General features: G+C 67.6%; 18 protein-coding genes. 7 read left to right on the plus strand and 11 right to left on the minus strand.

Going from position 1 to position 18,132, the window contains the following annotated elements; genetic code table 11:
- Nucleotides 1-35: 35 nt before the first annotated feature.
- The 8 genes from atpD to G6O54_RS08050 form a co-directional block, all read right to left on the minus strand.
- A complete protein-coding gene (gene atpD, locus G6O54_RS08015) occupies nucleotides 36-1,481 on the minus strand; it encodes a F0F1 ATP synthase subunit beta (RefSeq protein WP_165222853.1) in 1,446 nt (481 codons plus the stop codon).
- A gap of 70 nt (nucleotides 1,482-1,551) precedes the next feature.
- A complete protein-coding gene (gene atpG / locus G6O54_RS08020; RefSeq protein ID WP_165222855.1) occupies nucleotides 1,552-2,478 on the minus strand; it encodes an ATP synthase F1 subunit gamma in 927 nt (308 codons plus the stop codon).
- Between the two features lie 61 nt (nucleotides 2,479-2,539).
- Nucleotides 2,540-4,243, minus strand: coding sequence for a F0F1 ATP synthase subunit alpha (atpA, locus tag G6O54_RS08025; RefSeq protein ID WP_165222858.1), 1,704 nt, complete (start codon nucleotides 4,241-4,243; stop codon nucleotides 2,540-2,542).
- Nucleotides 4,200-4,847 (minus strand): ATP synthase F1 subunit delta, encoded by a 648-nt coding sequence (atpH, locus tag G6O54_RS08030; protein WP_165222861.1) that lies wholly within the window; start codon nucleotides 4,845-4,847, stop codon nucleotides 4,200-4,202. Before atpH ends, atpA begins: the two co-directional genes overlap by 44 nt.
- Nucleotides 4,844-5,605 carry a F0F1 ATP synthase subunit B gene (gene atpF, locus G6O54_RS08035; RefSeq protein WP_165222864.1) on the minus strand — a complete coding sequence of 254 codons (762 nt, stop codon included), beginning with the start codon at nucleotides 5,603-5,605 and terminating at the stop codon, nucleotides 4,844-4,846. Before atpF ends, atpH begins: the two co-directional genes overlap by 4 nt.
- Before the next feature lie 157 nt (nucleotides 5,606-5,762).
- On the minus strand, nucleotides 5,763-6,080 hold the full coding sequence (atpE, locus tag G6O54_RS08040) for an ATP synthase F0 subunit C (RefSeq protein ID WP_165222869.1): 318 nt from the start codon (nucleotides 6,078-6,080) through the stop codon (nucleotides 5,763-5,765).
- Nucleotides 6,081-6,288: 208 nt separating this feature from the next.
- A complete protein-coding gene (gene atpB / locus G6O54_RS08045; RefSeq protein WP_165222874.1) occupies nucleotides 6,289-7,116 on the minus strand; it encodes a F0F1 ATP synthase subunit A in 828 nt (275 codons plus the stop codon).
- A 42-nt stretch (nucleotides 7,117-7,158) separates the two neighbouring features.
- Entirely contained in the window at nucleotides 7,159-7,443 is a 285-nt protein-coding gene (locus tag G6O54_RS08050; RefSeq protein ID WP_165222876.1) for an AtpZ/AtpI family protein, read from the minus strand.
- Nucleotides 7,444-8,248: 805 nt separating this feature from the next.
- Between G6O54_RS08050 and G6O54_RS08055 the strand changes: the two genes are divergently transcribed.
- The 3 genes from G6O54_RS08055 to G6O54_RS08065 all read left to right on the plus strand — a co-directional run bounded on the left by G6O54_RS08055 (nucleotide 8,249) and on the right by G6O54_RS08065 (nucleotide 11,278).
- Complete coding sequence (locus G6O54_RS08055) at nucleotides 8,249-9,370, plus strand: DUF4912 domain-containing protein (protein WP_165222879.1); 1,122 nt, start codon at nucleotides 8,249-8,251, stop codon at nucleotides 9,368-9,370.
- A 199-nt stretch (nucleotides 9,371-9,569) separates the two neighbouring features.
- The gene (locus G6O54_RS08060) at nucleotides 9,570-10,340 is read left to right on the plus strand and encodes a UvrB/UvrC motif-containing protein (protein WP_165222882.1); all 771 of its coding nucleotides are present in this window, start codon (nucleotides 9,570-9,572) and stop codon (nucleotides 10,338-10,340) included.
- 359 nt (nucleotides 10,341-10,699) lie between these two features.
- On the plus strand, nucleotides 10,700-11,278 hold the full coding sequence (locus tag G6O54_RS08065; RefSeq protein WP_165222884.1) for a 5-formyltetrahydrofolate cyclo-ligase: 579 nt from the start codon (nucleotides 10,700-10,702) through the stop codon (nucleotides 11,276-11,278).
- Nucleotides 11,279-11,287: 9 nt separating this feature from the next.
- On the opposite strand, the gene G6O54_RS08070 is transcribed toward G6O54_RS08065, so the two are convergent.
- On the minus strand, nucleotides 11,288-12,445 hold the full coding sequence (locus G6O54_RS08070; RefSeq protein WP_165222887.1) for a DUF6807 domain-containing protein: 1,158 nt from the start codon (nucleotides 12,443-12,445) through the stop codon (nucleotides 11,288-11,290).
- A gap of 300 nt (nucleotides 12,446-12,745) precedes the next feature.
- Here G6O54_RS08070 and rbp point away from each other — a divergent pair, with 300 nt between their 5' ends.
- From rbp to hemW, 3 genes are read left to right on the plus strand one after another with little or no spacing between them, the layout of a single operon-like run.
- Nucleotides 12,746-13,165 (plus strand): RNA-binding regulator, encoded by a 420-nt coding sequence (gene rbp, locus G6O54_RS08075; RefSeq protein ID WP_369432128.1) that lies wholly within the window; start codon nucleotides 12,746-12,748, stop codon nucleotides 13,163-13,165.
- A gap of 53 nt (nucleotides 13,166-13,218) precedes the next feature.
- Nucleotides 13,219-13,494, plus strand: coding sequence for a NifU family protein (locus G6O54_RS08080; RefSeq protein ID WP_165222892.1), 276 nt, complete (start codon nucleotides 13,219-13,221; stop codon nucleotides 13,492-13,494).
- A 2-nt stretch (nucleotides 13,495-13,496) separates the two neighbouring features.
- The gene (gene hemW / locus G6O54_RS08085) at nucleotides 13,497-14,687 is read left to right on the plus strand and encodes a radical SAM family heme chaperone HemW (protein WP_250846767.1); all 1,191 of its coding nucleotides are present in this window, start codon (nucleotides 13,497-13,499) and stop codon (nucleotides 14,685-14,687) included.
- Between the two features lie 24 nt (nucleotides 14,688-14,711).
- On the opposite strand, the gene G6O54_RS08090 is transcribed toward hemW, so the two are convergent.
- Complete coding sequence (locus G6O54_RS08090) at nucleotides 14,712-15,602, minus strand: ParB/RepB/Spo0J family partition protein (RefSeq protein WP_165222896.1); 891 nt, start codon at nucleotides 15,600-15,602, stop codon at nucleotides 14,712-14,714.
- 152 nt (nucleotides 15,603-15,754) lie between these two features.
- On the opposite strand from G6O54_RS08090, the gene G6O54_RS08095 reads away from it, so the two are divergent.
- Nucleotides 15,755-16,633, plus strand: coding sequence for an SDR family oxidoreductase (locus G6O54_RS08095; RefSeq protein WP_165222900.1), 879 nt, complete (start codon nucleotides 15,755-15,757; stop codon nucleotides 16,631-16,633).
- Here the strand turns inward: G6O54_RS08095 and G6O54_RS08100 are convergent.
- On the minus strand, nucleotides 16,622-18,130 hold the full coding sequence (locus G6O54_RS08100) for an APC family permease (RefSeq protein WP_165222904.1): 1,509 nt from the start codon (nucleotides 18,128-18,130) through the stop codon (nucleotides 16,622-16,624). The genes G6O54_RS08095 and G6O54_RS08100 overlap by 12 nt on opposite strands.
- Nucleotides 18,131-18,132 lie beyond the last annotated feature (2 nt).

Below are 18,132 nucleotides of genomic sequence, written 5' to 3' on the forward strand. Positions count from 1 at the left end.
AAGCTCGCGACTCGCCGCACCCTTGACTTCCGGGCTCAGATCGCGCCCATCTTCTTGGCCTGCTCCTCGGCCTCCTCGATGGCGCCGACGTACATGAAGGCCTGTTCGGGGAGGTGGTCCCACTTGCCGTCGCAGATCTCCTTGAAGGAGCGGATCGTATCCGGCAGCTTGGTGTACCGGCCCGGCTTGTTGATGAAGACTTCGGCCACGATGAACGGCTGCGACAGGAACCGCTCGATCCGGCGAGCCCGATGGACGATCAGCTTGTCGTCCTCGGAGAGCTCGTCGACGCCGAGGATGGCGATGATGTCGCGGAGCTCCTTGTACCGCTGGAGGATGGCCTGGACCCGGCGGGCGACGTCGTAATGCTCCTGGCCGACGTACTGCGGGTCGAGGATTCGGGAGCTGGAGCCGAGCGGGTCGATGGCCGGGTAGATCCCCTTCTCGGAGATCGACCGCGAGAGCACGATGAAGGCATCCAGGAAGCCGAACGTCGTGGCCGGGGCCGGGTCGGTGAGGTCGTCGGCCGGGACGTACACGGCCTGCACCGAGGTGATGGCCCCCTTCTTCGTCGAGGTGATCCGCTCCTGGAGCGCGCCCATCTCGGTGGCGAGGGTCGGCTGGTAGCCGACGTTGGACGGCATCCGGCCGAGGAGGGCGGACACCTCGGAGCCGGCCTGGCTGAACCGGAAGACGTTGTCGACGAAGAGGAGCGTGTCGGCCCCGGTGGCGTCGCGGAACCACTCGGCCATGGTGAGGGCGGAGAGGGCAACCCGGAGGCGGGCACCGGGCGGCTCGTTCATCTGGCCGAAGCACATCACCGTGCTGTCGATGACCGACTTGCCGGTCTTGCCGATCTGCGTCTCCTGCATCTCGAGCCAGAGGTCGTTCCCCTCGCGAGTCCGCTCGCCCACGCCGGCGAAGACCGAGTAGCCGCTGTGCACCGATGCGATGCGGGCGATCAGCTCGGTCAGGATGACCGTCTTCCCGAGCCCGGCGCCGCCAAAGAGGCCGATCTTGCCGCCGCGGACGAACGGGGTGAGCAGGTCGACGACCTTGATCCCGGTCTCGAACTGTTCGGTCTTGGGGGAGAGGCTGTCGAACGACGGGGGCTCGCGGTGGATCGGCCACCGCTCGTCGGCCTGGACCGGGCCGCGGCCGTCGATCGCCTCTCCCAGCAGGTTGAACACGCGGCCGAGGGCCCCGCGGCCCACGGGGACGCTCACCGGCGCCCCCTGGTCGACGACCGGCATGCCGCGGACCAGGCCGTCGGTCGAGCCGAGCGCGACGCAGCGGACGCGGTTGCCGCCGAGGTGCTGCTGGACCTCGCCGGTCAGGTGGATCTTGATCCCCTTGTCCGTATCCTTGGACTCGATCGAGAGGGCATTGTAGATATTCGGCAGCTCGCCGTCGTCGAACTCGGCGTCGAAGGTCGAGCCGATCACCTGGGCGATCCGTCCGGTCTTGGTCGCGGTGGCCATGGTAGGGGAGTCCTCGTATTCGGTCCGGCTGGGGGGATTCGCCCGGCTCTCGGTCGATGGTCGGTTGAGGTCACGAAAGGGCGGCGGCGGCGCCCACGATATCGGCGAGGTCGCCGGTGATCTGGGACTGCCGGGCCCGGTTGTACTGGCGGGTCAGCGACTTGATCAGCTCGTCCGCGTTCTGGGTGGCGCCCCGCATCGCGACCATCCGGGCGATCTGCTCGCTGACCGCGGCGTCGAGGAAGCACTTGAAGAGGCGGACCTTGAACGAGACCGGCACGATCTCTTCCAGGATCCCCTGGGCATCGGGCAGGAACTCGTACGGGACCCGTTCCTTGGCCTTGCCGGCCGGCGCCGCCTCGGTGTGGACCGCCTTTTTCTTCTGCACCGGCTCTCCCGCCGCCCCGATCTCCCCCGCGACGATCGGCAGCAACGTCGTCAGGGAGGCGACCTGGCGGGCCGCGTTGATGAACCGGGTGTAGACCACGTCGAGCTGGTCGATCTCGCCCTTCACGTACATCGCGATGTAACGATCGGCGATCCGCTCGACCTCCTCGTATTGAGGACGGTCCTCGAACTGGTTGTAGGTCGCATCCATCCGCGTCTTGCGGTACTTCATGAAGTTGATGCCGCGCTTGCCGGAGACCTCCAGCACCACGGAGGTGCCCTCGGTCTCGAGCTCCTGATGGCGGCGATAGGCCAGCCGGAGGACGTTGCCGTTGTAGCCGCCGGCGAGCCCCCGGTTGCTCGTCAGGACCAGCAGCAGCGACCGCTTCACCGGGTCCCGCTTCTCCAGGAGGGGATGCTTGACGTCCCGCGACGTCTCGCCCAGGTCGGCCACCAGCTCCGCGATCTTCCGCGTGTACGCCTCGGCCTCGGTCGCGCGGTCCAGGGTCTTGCGGAACCGGGCGGTGGCGATCAGTTCCATCGTCCGGGTGATCTTGCGGATGTTCTGGACCGCCTGGCGGCGCTTGACGATCGCTCGGGCTTTGGCCATCGGTGGTGTCTTCCGGTCGCTCGGGCAGGGGTTGGGGCGCCCGGGGGGCGCCCTCGACGGTTCAGGAAACGGCCGCCATCGCCGGGACGGTGGCGGACGCGGCGCGGTAGTGGCTGGCCTTGAACTCCTTGAGCGCCGACCGCAGGCCCTCGGCGATCGCGTCGGTCATCTTCTGCTCGCGCTCGAGCTGGCCGCGGACGTCGGCCTTCCGCTCCTTCATGTAGGTGAGGAAGGCCTTCTCGAAGGCCGGGACTTCCTTCACCGGGACGTCGTCGAGGAATCCCTCGGTGCCGGCGAAGATGCTCATCACCTGGTCGATGGCCGAGAGCGGCTGGTACTGGGGCTGCTTGAGGAGCTCGACCATCCGGTAGCCGCGGTCGAGTTGCATCTGGGTGGCCTTGTCGAGCTCGGTGCCGAGCTGGGCGAACGCCTCGAGTTCGCGGAAGGCCGCCAGGTCCAAACGCAGTCCGCCGGCCACCTTCTTCATGGCCGGGATCTGGGCCTTGCCGCCCACCCGGGAGACGCTGATGCCGACGTCGATGGCCGGGCGGACGCCGGCGAAGAAGAGGTCGGGCTGGAGGTAGATCTGGCCGTCGGTGATCGAGATCACGTTGGTGGGGATGTAGGCCGAGACCTCGCCCTCGAGCGTCTCGATGATCGGCAGGGCCGTCAGCGAACCGCCGGAAATCGTCGTCTTCTCGACCTTGTGGCCCTCGGCGTGATGCTCCTTCAGCGCGTGCTTGGCCTCTTCGAGGCCGGGCACGCCGACGTAGACCTTCTTGTCCACCCCCATGTCCTCGGTGATCTTGTCGGACGGGGTGGACGCCGGCACGATGACGTAGCGGTTGGCGAGCTTGGCCGACCGCTCCAGGAGCCGGGAGTGGGCGTAGAAGATGTCGCCGGGGTAGGCCTCGCGTCCGGGGGGCCGGCGGAGCAGGAGGGAGACCTCGCGGTAGGCGACAGCCTGCTTGGAGAGGTCGTCGTAGATGCAGAGGGTGGGCTTGCCCTGCTCGTACATGAAGTACTCGGCCATGGCGCAGCCGGCGTACGGCGAGATGTACTGGAGCGGGGCCGGATCGCTGGCACCAGCGGCGACGACGATCGTGTAGTCCATCGCGCCATGGCGGCGAAGGATGTCCACCAGTCCGGCCGTGGTCGATTCCTTCTGGGCGATCGCCACGTAGACGCAGATGACGCCGGTCCCCTTCTGGTTGAGGATCGTGTCGATGGCGATGGCGGTCTTGCCCGTCTTGCGGTCGCCGATGATCAGCTCGCGCTGGCCCCGGCCGATCGGGATCATGGAGTCGATCGCCTTGACGCCGGTCTGGAGCGGCTCGTCCACCGGCTGGCGGCCGGCGATGCCGGGCGCGGGAGATTCGAGGGCCCGAGACAACTCGGTGAGAATCGGCCCGGCCTGGTCGAGCGGCTCGCCAAGCGGGTTCACGACCCGGCCGATAAGGGCCTGGCCCACGGGGACACGAAGCAGTTCGCCGGTGGCGGTGACGGTGTCGCCTTCCTCGATCTGGGTGTAGTCGCCGAGGACGACGACGCCCACGGACGACTCTTCGAGGTTGAGCGCCAGCCCCTTGATCCCGTTCTTGAAGGCGACCATCTCGCCGGCCATGACGCCGGAGAGGCCGTGAACGCGCGCGATGCCGTCGCCGACCTCGAGCACCTGCCCCACCTCGGTCCGGGTGATCTCGGGCGCGAACTGCTCGATCTCACGCTGGATAACTGAACTGATCTCGTCGGCTCTGAATTTCATGCGTCTTTCCTTCGATCAGTCGCTGGCGAAGCTGTTCGAGTCGGTTGCGGACGGAGGCGTCGACGACCTGGTCGCCGACCTGGACGACCAGCCCGCCGATCAGGGACGGGTCGGTGGTGACGTTCATGATCGGGGTGGCGCCGGTCATCGCGGCGACCCGGCGGCTCAGGGCCTCTTCCTGACCCGGGTCGAGCGGGGCCGCCGTCCGGACCAGGACAGGAATCCGGTTGTGCCTCCGATCCCAGATCCGCCGGACCTCCGCGGCCAGGCCCGAGACCAGCCCGAGCCGGCCGTGCCGGTTGAGCACCCGGAGGAACCGGGTGACCACGCCGCTGACCCGCGACTCGAGGAGATCGACGAGGATCCGGTCCTTCTCCGCCGGCGGGACCTGCGACGATCCGAGCACCTGCGCGAACCTCGGATTCGGGGCGAGGATCTCGCGGTCGATCGCCTCCAGGTCCTCGACGGCCTGCTCGGCGGATCCCTCCGCGGTCGCCGCGTTCACCAGCGCCTCGGCATACTGGCGGATGACCTCCGCATCGTCGCCGAGCGCCGCGGCGCGGGCGGCGGGGGCGGGCTCGGAGGACGGGGCCTGCGCGGTCATGCGTGCGCCCCTCCCTGCCCGCTCATCACGGAGGTCACGGCGGGCAGTTCCTGGATGGCCTGGTCGAGGAGCCGGCGATGTTCATCCGCGCCCAGGTTCCGACAGAGGACCCTGCCGGCGACGGAGACGGCCGCGTCGGCCGTCTTGCTCCAGATCTCGGCGAGGGCCTGATCGCGGGCCGTGGCGATGTCGCGCTGGGCGCGTTCGCGGGAGGCGTCGGCGTCGGCCTGGGCCAGGCGGCGGATCTCGTCGGCGGCGGCCTGGGCGTCCTTCTGGGCCTTGTCGAAGAGGGCCTTGATGCGGTCATCGGCCTGGGCCATCAGCCGGCGATGCTCCGCCAGCAGTTGCTCGCTCTCGTTGCGGGCCTTCTCGGTCTCCATCAGGGTGTGCTCGAGGTGCTCCTCGCGATGATGGAGCGCCTCGGAGAGCGGCCCCCAGGCGAAGCGGCGGAGGATGAAGAGCAGTCCGAGGAAGACCAGGACCGTCCAGATGGCCAGGGTGGGCTCGGGCTTGAGCGGGTTGTTCGATCCCGCCTCCCCGCCCGGCTCGTGGTGGGCCGTCTCGGCCTCGTGCGCCGCGGCGGGTGCGGCGGCCGGTGCCGGAGCATGGCCGGGCTCGGCCTCGGCCTTGGGTGCGTTGGCGTGCGCGGGCTCCTGCGGCGCCGACTCCGCGCGAGCGGCCGCCGGCCATACCGCCGGCGCCGCCGCCACGAAGGCCAGGAGGCCCAGGTTCAAGAACAAGGTCCGGGGCCGAAGCATGTGTCGATTCCCGCGTGATGGTTCGAGCCTGAGAACGCGAAAAGGCGACGGGCCGGCGATCCCGCCGCGACGGTCGACGCCAGGGCGGTCGGATCGGGCACGGCACGGAGGCACCCCGGGGGGCGGTCGGCCGGGCCCGGGGTCCGCGGCCGCGCCGTCACTTGCCCAGGATGACCTGGAGCACGATGATGATCAGCGCGAAGAACGTCACGCCTTCGATCAGGGCCGCGGCGATGATCATCGCGGTCTGGATGTTGGCGGCGATCTCCGGCTGGCGGGCCATGCTCTCCACGGACGCCTTGGCCAGGCCGCCGATGCCGAGGGCCGCCCCAATGATGACGATGCCGGCGCCGATCGCCTTGAGGTCGGAGAAGGACTCGACGACCGTGCTCCCGGCGGGAGGCTGGGCGTGGACGGCCCCCTGGGCGAACAGCAGCATGCCGACGGCGAGGACGGCGGACTTGATGAACTTCATCGGACGCTCGACTCCTTGGTTGGACCTCGGAAGAAACACGGTCGGGGCTTCACTTCGCCCCCCACCATCAACCCGGCAGGGGCCGCTCGGCCCCGCCCTCGACCTTTCGTCTCGACGTCGCCCCCGGCTCTCGCGACCCGACCTTACCGGGCCGAATCGGCCCCGGCGGGCTCGGACGCTCGACGGCTCGCGACCTCCCCGGGGCCGATCAGTGCGGATGCACGGCCGTCCCGATGAAGAGCGCCGAGAGGAACGTGAAAATGTACGCTTGCAAGAATGCCACGAACAGCTCCAGCAGGCTCAGGCAGATCACCCCCAGGATGCTCGCGGGCATCACCAGGTAGAACACGCCCGAATGCCAGGCCATGAGGATGAATCCCAGGATCACGGCCAGCACCATGTGGCCCGCGAACATGTTGGCGAAGAGTCGCACGGCCAGGACCACGTGCTTGATCAAGAGGCCGGCGATCTCGATGAAGAACATCAGGGGCCAGAGGAACCACTTCATCACGGGCGGCACGTCCAGGTGGGGGACCAGGGTCAGCCAGTACCCCTTCACGCCCGACTCCTTCGAGCCCGAGACGATGACGACGGCCATGGTGATCATCGCCAGGGCGAAGGTCACGTTGATGTTGCCGGTCGCGGAGGCGAACCCCGGGATCATCCCCAGCAGATTGTTGAACAGCACGAAGAAGAAGCACGTCCAGAGGTAGGGGAGGAACTGGTCCGCCCCGTGCCCGCCGATCGACGGCCGGGCCACGTCATCCCGGACGAACAGGAGCATCGCCTCGAACGCGTTGGCGAACTTCCCCTTGCTCACGGGGCGGGCGGCGATCATCCGCGACAGCGGGATCATCACCGCGATCACCAGCAGCGCGGCCACGACTTCCATCACCATGAACTTGGTGATCTGGAGGCCGAAGACGTTCGGCAGCGGGATCGTCCACTGGAATTCGGGCCAGTTGCTGAACCAGGGAATTTCGAGCTCGTGACTGTCTTGCACGTGGCTCAGGGGATTGGCGCCATGCCCAGCCATGTCAGCTCACATCTCGCTCGAGGTAGTTCGTTGTCGGCTTGATCAGGCGGTCTCGTCGCCACGGTCGGCGTCCGACTCGCGAGTCGCGAGTCGATCGGGCCGCCGGCCCCTGGCGAGTTCCGCGGGGAGCCTCAGCACATGCGTCATCCCGAGGATCACTCCCAGGATCGCACCGGTCATCGCAATCCACGGGGTTGTTCCCAGCCACCGGTCCACTCCGAACCCGATCAGTGTCGGTAGGGCGAACTCGAGGCCGATGGTCGTCACCCGCGACGCCCACTCCATGCCGACGGATAGGGCGGATCGCTCGACTGGGCTTTCACGCACAACCGTCTCCCGTCTCCCCCATCATCGCACCTGCGCCGTGGGAGTTACCCCCCACCCGGGCCGGCCACGCATGGCGGGCCAAAGTCGGAGAACAAGACGGGAAGGAAGACGACCGGGGCAGGGATTGCCGCACGCAGGTTCTGTTATACAGGGCGGAAAACCGGTGTCAACCACCCAGACGCCGGAGGTTCGAGAAATTTTTCACGAACTTCGAAGCCTCCTCCTGGTCCTCCCAAACACCGCCCCCCGCGCCGATCGGTTCACCCGGATGCGCGGCCCTCCGCTCCCCCGATCGGACGGCCGCGGGCGATTCGAGACCGCGGCAATCGCTCGCCGACCTCAAGAATCCAGGGCCGGGACCGGCCGCCCTTCAGATCCCTCAACGTCATGTCCGTTTTCGAACACGGAGACCGAGATCGTTATTGACACGGTTCATGTCATTTTGGTATGTCCTAGTGTGCGAGTAAGCAGGGGTATGGCGACTCAGCGAGGCGTCGAATCCCTAATTTGGACATCCGGTTCGACGAAGTTGGGGACTCACCATGCTGTGGCCCAGGCTCGGAGAGTCCGACCCGATCGAAGTCACCAGGCGGCCTCGACTCCATTGACGAGTCGAGAGCCGCTTTTTTTTTCGAGTGCGTGACATCGTTCGGCGTCGGGATATCGAGCCGCGGCCTCCGGGGGATGAGTCCGATTGTCCGGGAATCAGGGAGTTTCCTGGACCGGTCCACTCAGGGATGAATCCAGCCATTAATCATCCATCGCTCGCGCCGAAGCGGTGCGAGGGATGCCGGAGTGGTTCCGAATGACCCTCGACGCACTCAAGGACTGTAACAAGAAGTCGCTTGCCCAGATGGCCAAGGAGCGAGGGATCTCGGGCTGGCACGCCATGCGGAAGGATCAGTTGATCCGTGCGCTCTCCACGGCGCGACCCGCCGGCGGGTCGCGAGTGAGGAAAGTGGAGCCGAAGGTGGCGAACGCCAATAAACCTCGGCCTTCGGTCCGACCCAAGTCGGTGACCGTGCGGAAGGAATCCGCATCGATCTCCGAGGCGGCCGTCGCCGGGCGTCGCCCGCAGACCCCGGCGTCCTCGGTCGGCCCGCAGCCCCACACGCTCGACCATGCCTGCCAGAAGGACCGCATCATCGTCCTGGCGCGCGATTCCTACTGGCTGCACGCCCACTGGGAGCTGAGCCGGACGACCCTGGCCCGCGCCCAGGCCGCGCTCGGCCAGGAGTGGCATTCGGCCCAGCCGATCCTTCGGGTCATGGACGTCAGCAGCGAGGACACGACCACGGCCACCGAGCGGCATCTTCGGGATGTCCCCATCCACGGCGGCGTGAACAACTGGTACATCGACGTCATGACGCCGCCCCGCACGTTCCGGGTGGATATCGGCTATCTCTCGCGGCGAGGGAAGTTCTACGTCCTGGCTCGCTCGAACATCGTCACCACTCCCAGGGCCGGCGTCTCGGACGCGCTCGAGGAGAACTGGGGCGACGTCCGCCAGCAGTTCGATCGGGTCCAGAACCCCTCGACGATCGGCTCGCCGAGGTGCAACACGGTCCTCGACCTCCGCGAGCTGTTCGAAGAGCGGCTCCGCAGGCCCCTCTGCAGCACGTCGATGCAGAACCTGAACATCGCCGGGCTCCCCAGCCTGGGGCGGAAGTTCCACTTCGAGATCGACGCCGAGCTGATCGTCTACGGCACCACCGAGCCGAATGCGCAGGTGACCCTCCAGGGGGAGCCGGTGCACCTCCGGCCCGACGGCTCGTTCACCGTCCGCTACAGCCTGCCCGATTCTCGCCAGATCATCCCGGCCGTGGCCTCGAGCGCCGACGGCGTCGAGGAGCGGACGATCGTCCTCGCCGTCGAGCGGAACACCAAGGAGCTCGAGCCGACGATCCACGACAACAACGAATTCTGACCTCGCCCGTCCGGTAACGGGGACCGAGGATAGCGATCGCAACGCCGCGAAGGGGCACGCAACGCCCCTCTCGCGGCTTTTTCATGCGCGCCAGGTTGTCACCGTAAGGGCTCGTCCGTAGACTAAATTCTTCGCGGCAGGCGACACCGACGGGCTCGAGTCAAGGCCGTCATCGCCTCCGGATCCGAGGAGATCGCCCGTGGGTCATGACATTTCTTCCGTCATCGACGGCTGGGATTTCAACCCCGACGAATTCCAGGCCAGGATCATCCGAGGCGACGACGGACTCGACAAGATCCAGATGCGCGTCGACCTCGGCCTGCTCCAGATGAACCTCGCCGGCCGTCCCGACGGCGAACGCCCGAACGGATTCGAATCGCTCCTCGAGTTCTTCGAGGACCGACATCGTCAATCGGAGGCGTCGGGCGAGCCCTTCTCCCTCGACCATCAGGCCTGTACCACCTTGATGCGAGAGGGGCTCCAGTACTACCACCGCTACCTCTCCGCATTTCACCTGCGGCGATACGACCTGGTGACCCGGGATACGGACCGGAATCTCCGCCTCTTCGCCTTCGTGGTACGGCACGCCTCGCGCCGCCGCGACAAGGCGGAGTTCGATCAGTATCGCCCCTACGTCACCATGATGCGGTCCCGATCGCTGGCCCTGGCGGCGATCGGCGAGGGGGATTACACGCTCGCCCTGAAGGAGATCGACGACGGGATCGGCCGGATCCGCCAGTTCCTCAGCGACTACGATCGGGCGGACGACGAGGCCGATTGCGCGGAGCTCGGTTTCCTGACTCGCTGGCGGAAGGAAGTCGAGATGGAGCGTCCCACCGGACCGGTCGAGCGGCTCGAGCAGCAGCTCGAGCGGGCCGTGACCTCGGAGGAGTACGAGGAGGCGGCCCGGATTCGCGACCAGCTCCGGCGACTTCGCGGCGAATCCATCGAAGAAAGCCGCCTCTCCTGAGGGTCTTGGAAAGCCGCTCCGCCCCTCCCCATTGGCCTCCAATGGGTTGCGACCGTTCATCGCCGCTGCGGCCTGTTTTCCTTGCCATTTCGACGTCCAGAAGCTAGGATACCGGTGTTCGGTTTCGGCCGAGCGAGCCTCTGCCATGTTCGACACGGGGCGGTCCTTTTGGCGAACCAACGTGTAACCCGTAGGGACCCGATATCGGCCTCGTGAAGCTCCGGCTTCTCGCGGGTCTGTGGCTCCCACCTGAACTGCGGGTTCTCAAAAGCGCCCCAACGGCATTGCGGCGGAGGTCAACGGCCCGTGCCTTCCCCTCGCGGGGATGACACGGGCTCGTTTCATTTCGGGAGCCTCCCTTGAGACAGGTCAAGCGGGCCCTCCGCCGATCGGTGATCGCCTCCATCCTGGCCATGGATCCCGCGAAGCGCTCGGGGGAGGAGCAATCGCTCCGGACGCTCTTCGAGGAACTCCCGGGCTACCCGAGCGCGACCACGGTCCTGCTCTACGTGAAGGCGTTCCCCGAGGAAATCGACACGGGGCCGCTCCTCGAGTCGGCCATCGCGGCGGGCAAACGGCTGGCCTGCCCCAGGGTGGATCGGGATCAGGGGCGACTCCGCCTGTTCGTCGTCCGCTCCCTGATCGACGACCTGGCGCCGGGGACCCTGAACATCCCCGAGCCCGCCGGACATTGCGAGGAACTGGGGCCCACCGACGTGGACTGGGTCCTCGTGCCGGGGGTCGGCTTCGATCCGAGCTGCTACCGAGTCGGGCGCGGGGCCGGGCACTACGATCGGCTCCTCCCAAAGCTACGCGTCGATGCGCCCAGGCATGCCCTCGGCTACGAATGCCAGGTTGTCGAAAGACTGCCGATCGAGGCACACGACGTCCCCATCGATGGCGTCCATACGCCGACCCGGACGTTCGCCCGGGTCTGAGGGGGTTCATCAGGGGTTAGCCCTGACGACTTCCGGAGGCTTGCTGTAGGCTTCGAAGGCTTCGCGAAGCTTGGCGTTCGAGGCATCGCCCGGGTGGAGGATCACGCGATACCGGAGCCGCATCTCCTCGCCGGCCGGAAGCGTGAAGTCGCCCGACTTGCCGACGCCGAAGTCGTGCCAGCCGAACGGATTGGCCGCGAAGAGGCCGTAGGTTCGGACGTGCCAGGTGGTCGGGTAGCGGAAGCTCTCGGGATGGTTCAGGATCGCGATTCCCACCTCGCGTTTGGCCTTCGCTTGCTGCGCGGCATCCCGGGGTATCAGCGTCTCCCGATGATCGACGGGCCCGCTGTAGTCGACCCAGGGGGACGGCTTGCCCCAGGCGGCGTCATCCGTCAGCCCTTCCGCGTTGACGATCTTGCCGCCGAGCTTCTTGTTCACGTCCATCGTCGAGGCGACGCGGAGCCCGAAGCTCCCCTCCTTGGTGTCGCCGAACGTGACGGGGCCGGCGGTGGCCTTGAGCGTCACGTCGAAATCGACGATGCGGGCATCCTGCGTCGAGAAGAAGGTGAGCACGCGTTCGTCATCGAGGACCTTCTTGCCGTCGGGCCCGATCCACTCGTCCGTAGTCCTCAGGCGAGCCAGAATGGGGCCCGAGACGACCGTCTTCCGGGCGGTCTCCCGAATCGTCCCGTGCCCCTGAGTCTCCGACCAGAAGTCGATCCCGTTGACCTTGCCGTGGGTGAACCAGAATGAGCGCTGGTGGGGATGGTCCCGGTCCTCGCCGGCGACGTCCTCCATGGGGAAGGCCCGTGTGTAGCGGGCCCCCGTCGGCCCGATGACGGGGAACAGGTAAGGCTTGGCCCCGCCGTCGGAATGGTACTCGGCAAAGAGATCATTCCCATCCGCGTGGTCGTCCCTGATCTTCACCACCAGGTCGTGGCCTCGGGGCTCGATCGAAAACCGCGGCGGCGCGTTTCGGAGCTCCTCGGATGCGAGGCCGAGGTCAACTCGCGCGGGGACGTCTCCAGGATACAGGAGCATGCCGACCCAGGTCCGACCGTTATCCTCGAAGACCTGAGCGACCTCGAATACGCCCCCTCGATCACGTTGTAAGAAGTAGACGCCGGGGCGAAGAGCCTGTTCCAGCGGCGCGACCACGGGAGCCATGCAACCCAACCTCTGTCCACGCATCGCGAGGGTTCGGGCATCGTCGGCAGCGGCGGGCCCACTCGCTCGGAGCCAGCCAATCGCGAGGAGCAAGGCAAATCGAGGTCGCATCATCACGTCGGCCCGCCCTGGTTTTTTTCGTTGAACAGGTTGAACGATCCGTTTATAGTGCAAACGCTCCGATAGTTTGGTCATGCGTCGTTCCTGGGAACGGCGGATCATGGCCGCTCGGCTCGGAGTGGAACCGCCCAAGGGTCCGATCGGGTGAGTCTGGCGGGTCCGGATAGGGATGTCAACCCGATGCTCCGGCCGGTGGGGCGCCTCTTGCGGGCGAGTATGATGGCGAAGCGGCTTTACGTCGGGAACTTGAAGTACACCGTGACCTCGGAACAGCTCCAGGAGATCTTCGAGCAGTTCGGCTCGGTCTCCTCGGCCCAGGTCCTCAGCGATCGCGACACCGGCCGCAGTCGCGGCTTCGGTTTCGTCGAGATGCCCAACGACGACGAGGCGCAGGCCGCCATCGATACGCTCGATGGCCAGGACCACGACGGCCGCAGGCTGACCGTGAACGAGGCGCGGCCCCGGACCTCCGGCGGCGGCGGCGGTGGTTATCGCGGCGGCGGTGGCGGCTATGGCGGAGGTGGAGGCGGCGGCTATGGCGGAGGTGGAGGCGGCGGCTACCGTGGCGGCGGTGGCGGCGGCGGATACGACGATTATTGATCGAGCCCCTTCGACCGCCAACACGCGTCCGTCCTCCCGGGATCTCAGCCAGCATGTCCGACTCATCATCCAGCGCGGCCCATGCGGAGGATGCCCCGGCGCTCCTCCGCCGCATCGAGGCCGTCCTCGATCGCGAGGTTCGCCCCTCGCTTCGGGAAGATGGCGGTGACATGGCGGTGGTGGGAATCGACGAGGACCACATCGTCCAGGTCCGCCTCCTGGGGGCCTGCCAGGGCTGCACCTCATCGATCATCACGCTGACGATGCTGGCCGAGAGGGCCGTGAAGGCCGAGGTCCCCGAGGTTCGCTTCCTGGAAGCGGTGCCCTGATCGTGGGAACCGCCCTGCGTCCGCCATCATCAGCGATCGCGACAGCCCCCTCCGGCCCCCCATGGATCTGGCCGCGAGCGGCCTATATTCACATCCCCTTCTGTGCTCACAAGTGCGGCTATTGCGACTTCGCGTCGCTCGCCGGCGCGGATGATCAGGCCGATCGCTATCTCGACGCCCTGGAGGCGGAGATCGCGATGAGCCTGGACGGACCGCAACCCGTCGACACGATCTTCGTCGGCGGCGGCACGCCCACGCGGCTGGAGGCCCGACAGCTCGAGCGGCTGGTGGCGATCCTGGGCCGCTGGTTCCTCCTGACGCCCGGGGGCGAGTGGACCTTCGAGGCGAATCCCGGCACCCTGGATGAAGAGAAGGCCGACGTCCTGGCCAGGGCCGGCGTGAACCGGATCAGCCTGGGCGCCCAGTCGTTCCAGCCGGACCTGCTCCGCGTGCTGGAGCGGAATCACGGGCCGGACGAGGTGGCCCGGGCGCTCGCGCTGGTGAAGCCGCGATTCCCGCGCTGGTCGCTCGACCTGATCTTCGGAGTCCCCGGCTCGACACTCGAGCAATGCGAGCGCGACATCGCCGGGGCGCTCGAGTTCGGGCCATCGCATCTGTCCTGCTACGGTCTCGTCTACGAGAAGGGGACAAGTCTCTGGAAGCAATGGCAAGCGGGGCAGGTGGTCGCCGTGGAGGAGGACGTGGAGCGGGCGATGTACGAGCTCGTCATCGACCGGCTCGCCGCCGCGGGGCTGGGGATGTACGAGATCTCGAACTACGCCCGACCGGGCGACGAATCGCGGCACAACCTCGTCTACTGGGCGAACGACGCCTACTTCGGATTCGGCCTCGGCGCGGCCCGGTATGTTGAAGGGACTCGCTCCGTGAACACCAGGGACCTGCCGGCCTATCTCCGCAGGATCGAGGCCGGCCAACCGCCGGGGGGACCGTCCGAGACGCTCGACGCGCCGGGGCGTGCCCGCGAGACCGCGATGCTGATGCTCCGGCGGACCATCCTCGGGATCGACCGTGCCGACTACCTGTCGAGGACCGGATATTCCCTCGACGAGATCGGCGGCGAGGCCGTGACGCGATTCGCCCGGGAGGGGCTCCTCGAGGACGACGGCCGGCGAGTCCGCCTGACCCGCGAGGGCCGGTTTCTCGCCGATCGCGTCCTCTGCGAGTTCGTCTGAACGGGTCGATTCATGCTCAGAGCATTATCCACGCTGGCGGAGCTTGCCGGCACGGGCCGCCAGGTTGAGGGCGGCGGTCTGGAAGAGGCCGCGAGCATTGGCGCCGGCCTCGTGGTAGCTCTCGGCGAAACCCTCCGCCTTGGTCCAGGTCACGATCTCCTGGATCCGGCTGGCCATCAGCTCGAGCATCTCATCGATGGTCGGTGCCGCGACCTCGGCGGGCGCCTGGGTGGCGGCGATCCGCGGGTCGGTACCCCCCTGGAAGTGGACTTCCTCGGCGATCGATCCCTTGCCGCGGGATTTCGCGGGGGCCTCATCCTCATGGACCACGGCCCCGCCCATGCCCCGCCGGCCGCGCTCGGTCCGGGTGTCTCCGTCGTCCTCGACGGGTTCGGACTCGACGCGTTCCGCCTTCGGCCGGGGGATGCCGGCGGACGTGTAGAGCTTGCCGTCGGCACCGACTCGCCCCGGGCTGTTGGGGATCTCGTTGCCCTCGACGAGCCGCTTCCGTATGTTGAAGACCAGCTCACGACTGACGGCCAGCTCCTGGGCCATCCGCCGGTCCGACCAGTCGTGATGGAGCTTGAGCTTGACCTCGACGGCACGCCGCCGCTCGGCCCGCGTCAGGGGCAGTCCGTGGAACAGGTTGATGCCGGCCGCGAAGTCGAGTGCCTCGGTGAAGGTGCCCGAACGGATCTCCGCGGGGATCGTCCGCTTGCCCAGCATGATGGCCGCGGCGTGGCGATGGAAGCCGTCGGCCAGCAGGAGCTTGCCGTCGACCTCGTAGATGGTGACCGGTGGCAGCCGCTCCCACGAGTCGGCATAGCGCTCGACCGTGAAGTCGTCGAGGCGGTCCCTCAGGTAGAGGTTCTGATCGAGGATCAGGTCGTTCAAGGCGACGTTGCGTATATCCATCGCAGCCGCTCCAGCGTTGCCGGCGAACGTTCATCGAGGTGGCGGTCCCTGGCTAGTCCACGAACCCGTTGGTCACTCGATCGGGTGCGGCGACGACGCGTCTTGCGTCGCTCCTGGAAAGAAATCCGGTCCCCTTACCGAGGCTGAGGACCATGCGGATTCTCATCACGGGAGCGAGCGGACAGCTCGGTTCATATCTGCGGGATGAATGGCTTTCGCAGGGCAGCGACGAGATCACCGGCTGGTGCCATCGACCCGGCGCGGATCGTCCCGGGCCGGCGTCATCCCCGGTCGACCTGACCGACGACCGGGCCGTCGAGGAGGCCCTGCGGGAGGCCGATCCGGAGGTCGTGATCCATCTCGCGGCGATGAGCGCCGCGGATGCCGTCCGCCGCGATCCGGAGCTCGGCCGGGCGGTCAACGTGCTGGCGACCGAACGCATCGCCCGCTGGTGCGGCGAGCGGGACCGCAGGCTCATCTTCGCCTCCACGGACATGGTCTTCGACGGCGAACGCGGCGGCTATCGCGAGCAGGATCCCGCGTGCCCCATCCTCGAATACGGGCGCACCAAGGCCGAGGCGGAGCGAGCGGTCCTGGCGATTCCTCACGGCGTCGTCGCGCGGATCAGCCTGCTCTACGGCCCGTCCCGGAGCGGCCGGGAGTCGTTCTTCGACCGAGCCATCGCGGCCCTCCGCCGGGGGGAATCGCAGACGTTCTTCGAGGATGAATTCCGGACGCCGCTCCATTACGCAATCGCCTCCCGGGCGCTGGCCGGCCTGGCAACCACCGACTTCGCCGGGATCATCCACCTGGGCGGTCCCGAACGAGTCAGCCGGTTCGAACTGATGACTCGCGTGGCCCACCGCCTGGGACTCGACCAGGGGCTCGTCCGCGGGAATCGTCGAGCGGACGTCGCCGCGGCCGAGCCCCGCCCGGCGGACCTGTCGCTGGACACGACCCGGCTTGCGCAGGTCCTCCCCTTGCTGGATCGGCCGACCATCGAGGGATCGCTCGAAATCTCAAACGGTTGAGCCTCGGCTGATCTCCGGCTCATCGCCCCGCTTCAGGATGGCGAACGCCGGGATGCCCAGGAGGATCAGGCCGGCGCCGACGATGGCCTGCACGCGGCTCTGCTCGTTGATCAGCATGCTCCCCAGGAAGATCACCGAGACGATCACGTAAAGGATGGGCGTGATCGGATATCCCCAGGTCCGGTAGGGGCGCTCGAGATCGGGGTACTTCGCTCGCAGGACGAAGACGCTGGAGATCGCCAGGAGATAGAACAGGTTGGCCCCGAAGATCACGTAGGTCAGCAGGATGTCGTACAGCGGCGTCTCGTGCAGCTTGATCCATGCGGCCGAGAGCCAGGCGGCCGGGCCGGTCGAGTCGACGGCCGCCGCGGGCGCCTTCCCCGCGACGATCGCGGTCCCCACGACGACGAGCATGCTGGCCCACAGGCCCTGCGCGAGCACGGCGTTGGCCGGCGTCTGGAACCTCGGATGAATCCGCCCCAGAGCCGGCGGCAGGAGCCCATCCCGAGCCATCGCGAAGTAGGCACGCGGGCCTGTCAGAGCGTTGCCGTTGAGCGAGATGAACGTCGAGCACATGACCAGCATCGAGATCGCCACCACCCCGGGCTGCCCCAGCAGCTCCTGGCAATAGACCGCCGCGACCGCCTTCTCGATCCTCCCCCGCGGGTCGTTCGCGGCCGCGATGTCGCCGAGGGGGAGGACGAAGTGGTAGGCGAGCGTCATGGACAGGTAGACGGCGATCAGCGAGCCCATGCCCAGGATGAGCGCCCGCGGGATGTTCCGGCCGGGCTCGCGGACCTCCTCGGCGAGCGGCGTGACGTTGATCCAGCCGTCGTAGGCCCAGAGGACGTGGACCATGGCGGCCAGCATCGCCATCACGACCGACGTGTTCCAGGCCTGCGGCCAGATCGGCGAGAGGTTCTCCGCGCCGCCCCGTCGGAGGATCAAGGGGAGCGCGATCAGGGCGAGGACCCCGCCGACCTTGAGGAAGGTCCCGAACACCTGCAAGGCGCCGCCGCGCCGGGTCCCCAGGATGTTCACCGCGGTGACGATCGCGATGGCGGTGATCGCCACCAGGCCCTGCCAGACCTTGCCGTCGATCCCGTCCGGCGGGCCGACGAGCTGGATGAAGTAGCGGGAGAAGGCCGCGGCCAGGGTCGCCATGGACCCCGTCCGCTCGATCGTGAACTCGGTCCAGCCGAAGAGGAACGCCGGCAATCGGCCGTAGGCCGCCCGGAGGTAGACGTAAGGCCCCCCGGCCTGCGGCATCATCGCGCCGAGCTCCGCCAGGGTCAACGCCCCCAGGCCGCTGAGGATGCCCGCCACGATCCAGACCAGGAGGATGCCCCCGACGAACGGCACGTCGTGGGCCACGCTCGCCGGCACCATGAAGATCCCCGAACCGATCACGCAGCCGACGACCACGCAGAAGGCGGCCACGGGGCCGAGCACCCTCGGCAGGACGTGGCGATCGACCGAAGCAGGAACTTCCGGCATCA

Origin of the sequence: Aquisphaera insulae, assembly GCF_011064615.1 — a bacterium.
GTDB classification, from domain to species: domain Bacteria; phylum Planctomycetota; class Planctomycetia; order Isosphaerales; family Isosphaeraceae; genus Aquisphaera; species Aquisphaera insulae.

Excerpts from the sequence above, each read along its gene's own strand:
- atpG (WP_165222855.1), bottom strand. The coding sequence starts at position 2,478 with ATGGCCAAAGCCCGAGCGATCGTCAAGCGCCGCCAGGCGGTCCAGAAC.
- atpE (WP_165222869.1), bottom strand. The coding sequence starts at position 6,080 with ATGAAGTTCATCAAGTCCGCCGTCCTCGCCGTCGGCATGCTGCTGTTC.
- G6O54_RS08080 (WP_165222892.1), top strand. The coding sequence starts at position 13,219 with ATGTCCGACTCATCATCCAGCGCGGCCCATGCGGAGGATGCCCCGGCG.
- G6O54_RS08090 (WP_165222896.1), bottom strand. The coding sequence starts at position 15,602 with ATGGATATACGCAACGTCGCCTTGAACGACCTGATCCTCGATCAGAAC.
- G6O54_RS08095 (WP_165222900.1), top strand. The coding sequence starts at position 15,755 with ATGCGGATTCTCATCACGGGAGCGAGCGGACAGCTCGGTTCATATCTG.
- G6O54_RS08055 (WP_165222879.1), top strand. The coding sequence starts at position 8,249 with ATGACCCTCGACGCACTCAAGGACTGTAACAAGAAGTCGCTTGCCCAG.
- G6O54_RS08070 (WP_165222887.1), bottom strand. The coding sequence starts at position 12,445 with ATGGCTCCCGTGGTCGCGCCGCTGGAACAGGCTCTTCGCCCCGGCGTC.
- atpH (WP_165222861.1), bottom strand. The coding sequence starts at position 4,847 with ATGACCGCGCAGGCCCCGTCCTCCGAGCCCGCCCCCGCCGCCCGCGCC.
- atpB (WP_165222874.1), bottom strand. The coding sequence starts at position 7,116 with ATGGCTGGGCATGGCGCCAATCCCCTGAGCCACGTGCAAGACAGTCAC.
- atpF (WP_165222864.1), bottom strand. The coding sequence starts at position 5,605 with ATGCTTCGGCCCCGGACCTTGTTCTTGAACCTGGGCCTCCTGGCCTTC.
- atpD (WP_165222853.1), bottom strand. The coding sequence starts at position 1,481 with ATGGCCACCGCGACCAAGACCGGACGGATCGCCCAGGTGATCGGCTCG.
- atpA (WP_165222858.1), bottom strand. The coding sequence starts at position 4,243 with ATGAAATTCAGAGCCGACGAGATCAGTTCAGTTATCCAGCGTGAGATC.
- rbp (WP_369432128.1), top strand. The coding sequence starts at position 12,746 with ATGCTCCGGCCGGTGGGGCGCCTCTTGCGGGCGAGTATGATGGCGAAG.
- G6O54_RS08100 (WP_165222904.1), bottom strand. The coding sequence starts at position 18,130 with ATGCCGGAAGTTCCTGCTTCGGTCGATCGCCACGTCCTGCCGAGGGTG.